This is a genomic window from Streptomyces montanisoli (genome assembly GCF_017813245.1).
Taxonomy (GTDB): Bacteria; Actinomycetota; Actinomycetes; order Streptomycetales; family Streptomycetaceae; genus Streptomyces; species Streptomyces montanisoli.
This window is the reverse complement of sequence record NZ_JAGIQL010000295.1, coordinates 1-3,766: the sequence shown is the minus strand read 5'-3', so window position 1 is coordinate 3,766 and position 3,766 is coordinate 1. Positions and strand designations below refer to the sequence as shown.

At 73.9% G+C, this 3,766-nt stretch carries 4 protein-coding genes; all 4 read right to left on the bottom strand.

The genetic code is table 11. The features are described from left to right. Window positions 1–53 precede the first annotated feature (53 nt). Window positions 54–1,043, bottom strand: a complete 990-nt coding sequence (gene whiA, locus JFN87_RS32375) for a DNA-binding protein WhiA (RefSeq protein WP_209345976.1) — start codon at window positions 1,041–1,043, stop codon at window positions 54–56. Beyond that, window positions 1,034–2,068: a gluconeogenesis factor YvcK family protein gene (locus JFN87_RS32370; RefSeq protein ID WP_209345974.1), complete on the bottom strand. Its 1,035-nt coding sequence runs from the start codon at window positions 2,066–2,068 to the stop codon at window positions 1,034–1,036. The genes whiA and JFN87_RS32370 overlap by 10 nt, the downstream gene beginning before the upstream one ends. After that, window positions 2,065–3,084 carry an RNase adapter RapZ gene (gene rapZ / locus JFN87_RS32365; protein ID WP_209345972.1) on the bottom strand — a complete coding sequence of 340 codons (1,020 nt, stop codon included), beginning with the start codon at window positions 3,082–3,084 and terminating at the stop codon, window positions 2,065–2,067. Before rapZ ends, JFN87_RS32370 begins: the two co-directional genes overlap by 4 nt. Beyond that, window positions 3,077–3,766: helix-hairpin-helix domain-containing protein (locus tag JFN87_RS32360; RefSeq protein ID WP_245182823.1), on the bottom strand; the 690-nt coding region annotated here is incomplete at its 5' end. The genes rapZ and JFN87_RS32360, both read right to left, overlap by 8 nt.

The window sequence follows — 3,766 nt, the reverse complement described above, 5'->3', positions numbered from 1 at the left end:
CGGCGCGCGCGGGCCGGGCGGACGCGCCGCCCGGCCCGCGCGGGGCCCGCTCCTCAGACCGCCAGGCCGTCCGCCATCTCGTCGCTCAGCGTGGACTCCGTGCCGGGGATCCCCAGATCCTGCGCCCGCTTGTCCGCCATCGCGAGCAGCCGCCTGATGCGGCCCGCGACCGCGTCCTTCGTCAGCGGCGGGTCGGCCAGCGCGCCCAGCTCCTCCAGGGACGCCTGCTTGTGATCCATGCGCAGGCGGCCCGCTGCCGCCAGGTGCTCGGGCACGTCCTCGGCGAGGATCTCCAGCGCACGCTGGACCCGGGCGCCCGCGGCGACGGCCGCACGCGCCGAGCGCCGCAGGTTGGCGTCGTCGAAGTTGGCGAGGCGGTTCGCGGTGGCGCGGACCTCGCGGCGCATCCGCCGCTCCTCCCACGCCAGCACGGACTCGTGCGCGCCCAGGCGCGTCAGCAGCGCGCCGATCGCGTCACCGTCGCGCACGACCACCCGGTCGACGCCGCGCACCTCGCGCGCCTTCGACGGGATCTGCAGCCTGCGCGCCGCGCCGACCAGGGCGAGCGCGGCCTCGGGTCCTGGGCAGGTGACCTCGAGCGAGGAGGAGCGGCCCGGCTCGGTCAGCGAGCCGTGCGCGAGGAACGCGCCGCGCCAGGCCGCCTCCGCGTCGCACGTCGCTCCCGAGACGACCTGCGGCGGCAGGCCGCGGATGGGCCGGCCCCTGCCGTCGACGAGGCCGGTCTGGCGGGCCAGCTGGTCGCCGCCCGTGATCACCCGTACGACGTAGCGGCTGCCGCGGCGCAGGCCGCCGGGCGCCATCACGATCAGCTCGGAGTTGTGGCCGAAGATCTCCAGGATGTCCTTGCGCAGGCGCCGTGCCGCGATGCTGGTGTCGAGCTCCGCCTCGATCACGATGCGGCCGCTGACCAGGTGCAGCCCGCCCGCGAACCGCAGGATCGCCGAGACCTCGGCCTTCCTGCAGCACGTGCGGGTGACGGGCAGCCGGGCGATCTCGTCCTTCACCGCTGGCGTCATCGCCATGGGCCGATCCTTCCGTGCATGCGAAAAATACGGTCGTACGCGGCGGCCAGCAGCTCCGGGTCGTGCGTCGCGGAACTGTCGCGCGCGGCGACCGGAGCCAGCTCGACGGCGGCACCGAAGCGTTTCGCGGCATCGGCGAGTGAGTCGCTGTCGGGCACGGCGTCACGGTCGGCCAGCACCACGTCGAGGGCGAGTTTAGGGGCGTGTCGCGCCAAAACCTCCAAATGACGCTGCGGTGAGAACCCCTCTGTTTCGCCCGGCTGGGGGGCGAGGTTCAGCGAGAGGACCCGTCTCGCCCTGGTCTCCACCAGGGCAGTCAGCAGCTCGGGCACCAGGAGGTGGGGTATGACGGAGGAGAACCAGGATCCGGGCCCCAGAACCACCCAGTCGGCGTCCATGACGGCCTGCACGGCCTCGGGAACGGCGGGCGGATCGGCCGGTACGAGGTGCACGGACTGCACCTCGCCGCGCGTCAGCGCGACGGTCGCCTGACCTCTTACGGTCTCCACGTCGTCCGGGCGCGTCGGCTCGTGCCCCTTGACGAGGGCCTGCAGCTCGAGCGGCACCGCCGACATGGGCAGGACGCGGCCGTGCGCGCCGAGCAGCTTGCCGACGAGGTCGAGCGCGGCGACATGGTCGCCCAGCTGCTCCCACAGGGCGACGATCAGCAGGTTGCCGACCGCGTGGTCGTGCAGATCGCCCTGGGACTGGAAGCGGTGCTGGATGACGCGTGACCAGGTCTGGCCCCAGTCGTCGTCGCCGCACAGCGCCGCGAGCGCCTTGCGCAGATCGCCGGGCGGCAGCACGCCGAGCTCCTCGCGGAGCCTGCCGCTCGAACCGCCGTCGTCGGCGACGGTGACGACGGCCGTGAGGTCGCCCGTGATCCGCCGCAGCGAGGCGAGCGACGCGGACAGGCCGTGGCCGCCGCCGAGGGCGACGACCTTGGGCTGGGTGCCGCGGTCGCGCGCGGCGGGCGCGGGGCCGCCGGTGCGCAGGCGGCGCATCCTGAACGTGCGGCCGGTCACTCGCGCCCCAGGTCGCGGTGGACGGTGACCGTCTCGATGCCCGCGTCGGCGAGGCGCGCGGCGAGGCGTTCCGACATGGCGACGGAGCGGTGCTTGCCGCCCGTGCAGCCGATGGCGATGGTCACGTAGCGCTTGCCCTCCCGGCGGTAGCCCGAGGCGACCAGTTCCAGCAGCTCGGTGTAGCGGTCGAGGAACTCCTTGGCGCCCGGCTGGTGGAAGACGTAGTTGGCGACCTCGTCGTTGAGGCCGGTGTACGGCCGCAGCTCGGGCACCCAGTGCGGGTTGGGCAGGAAGCGGCAGTCCGCCACGAGGTCGGCGTCGACCGGGAGGCCGTACTTGTAGCCGAAGGACATGACGGTGGCCCGCAGCTCGGGCTCCTCCTCGCCGGCGAACCCGGCGCCGAGCTTGGCGCGCAGCTCGTGCACGTTCAGGCTGGACGTGTCGATCACGAGGTCGGCGTCGCCGCGCAGCTCGCGCAGCAGGTCGCGCTCGGCGACGATGCCGTCGAGCGTGCGGCCGTCGCCCTGTAGCGGGTGCGGCCTGCGCACGGACTCGAACCGGCGCACCAGCGCCTCGTCCGACGACTCCAGGAAGACGATCCTGCGCGTGACGCCCTTGGCGTCGAGGTCGGCGAGTGACTCGCGGAGGTTGTCGAAGAAGCGGCGGCCGCGCACGTCGACCACCACGGCGATGCGCGCCACATTGCCCTGGGAGCGTGCGCCCAGCTCGACCATCGTCGGGATCAGCGCGGGCGGCAGGTTGTCCACGACGAACCAGCCGAGGTCCTCCAGGCACTTGGCGGCGGTGCTGCGGCCCGCGCCCGACATGCCCGAGATGATCACGAGCTCGGGCGTGCCGGGTTCGGCTGCGCCGCCCGGGTCGTGCCCGTCCGGCTCGCGCGGGGCCCCCGCGCCGGTCGCGCCGCCCGCCTGTCCGCTGCCCGTGCTCGCGTCCGGCCTGGTTGTTTCTGGCCTGGTCGCGTCTGGCCTGCTCACGTCTGGCTCGTTCTCAGTCATTCCCGCCGTTCCCGCCGTCCCGGTCGTCTTCGATGATCTCTCCTGTGGCCGTGTTCACGGCGGGCGCGGCCGGAGCCGTCCTGGCGAGGGCCACCGCGACGGACTCGGCCGTCTTGCGTCCAAAGCCCGGCACCTCGCAGATCTGCTCGATCGTGGCCTGCCGCAGCCTCTTCACGGAGCCGAAGTGCTTGATGAGTATCCGCTTGCGCGCGTCGCCGAGGCCCGGCACGTCGTCCAGCGGCCCCGACTTCATTCGCTTGGCGCGCTTGGCGCGCTGGTAGGTGATGGCGAAGCGGTGCGCCTCGTCGCGTACCCGCTGGAGCAGGTAGAGGCCCTCGCTGGAGCGCGGCAGGACGACGGGGTCGTCGTCGCCGGGCAGCCAGACCTCTTCGAGCCGCTTGGCGAGGCCGCAGACGGCGACGTCGTCGACGCCCAGCTCGTCGAGCGCGCGCTTGGCGGCGGCGACCTGCGGTTGGCCGCCGTCGACGACGAGGAGCTGCGGCGGGTACGCGAACCGCTTGGGCCGCCCGTCCTCGTCGGTGAACCCCCGCGCACCCGCACCGTCCTCGGCGGCACCCGCCACGCCCTGGCCGGCCGATGCGTGCCCACCGGGGACCGCCGGGCCGCCGTCCGCCCGGGCCGCGTCCGTGTCCGGCGGCCCGGGCAACGCGGCAGGAGCCGC

Coding starts and splice junctions, on each gene's coding strand:
- rapZ (WP_209345972.1), bottom strand. CDS start 3,084: ATGACTGAGAACGAGCCAGACGTGAGCAGGCCAGACGCGACCAGGCCA.
- whiA (WP_209345976.1), bottom strand. CDS start 1,043: ATGGCGATGACGCCAGCGGTGAAGGACGAGATCGCCCGGCTGCCCGTC.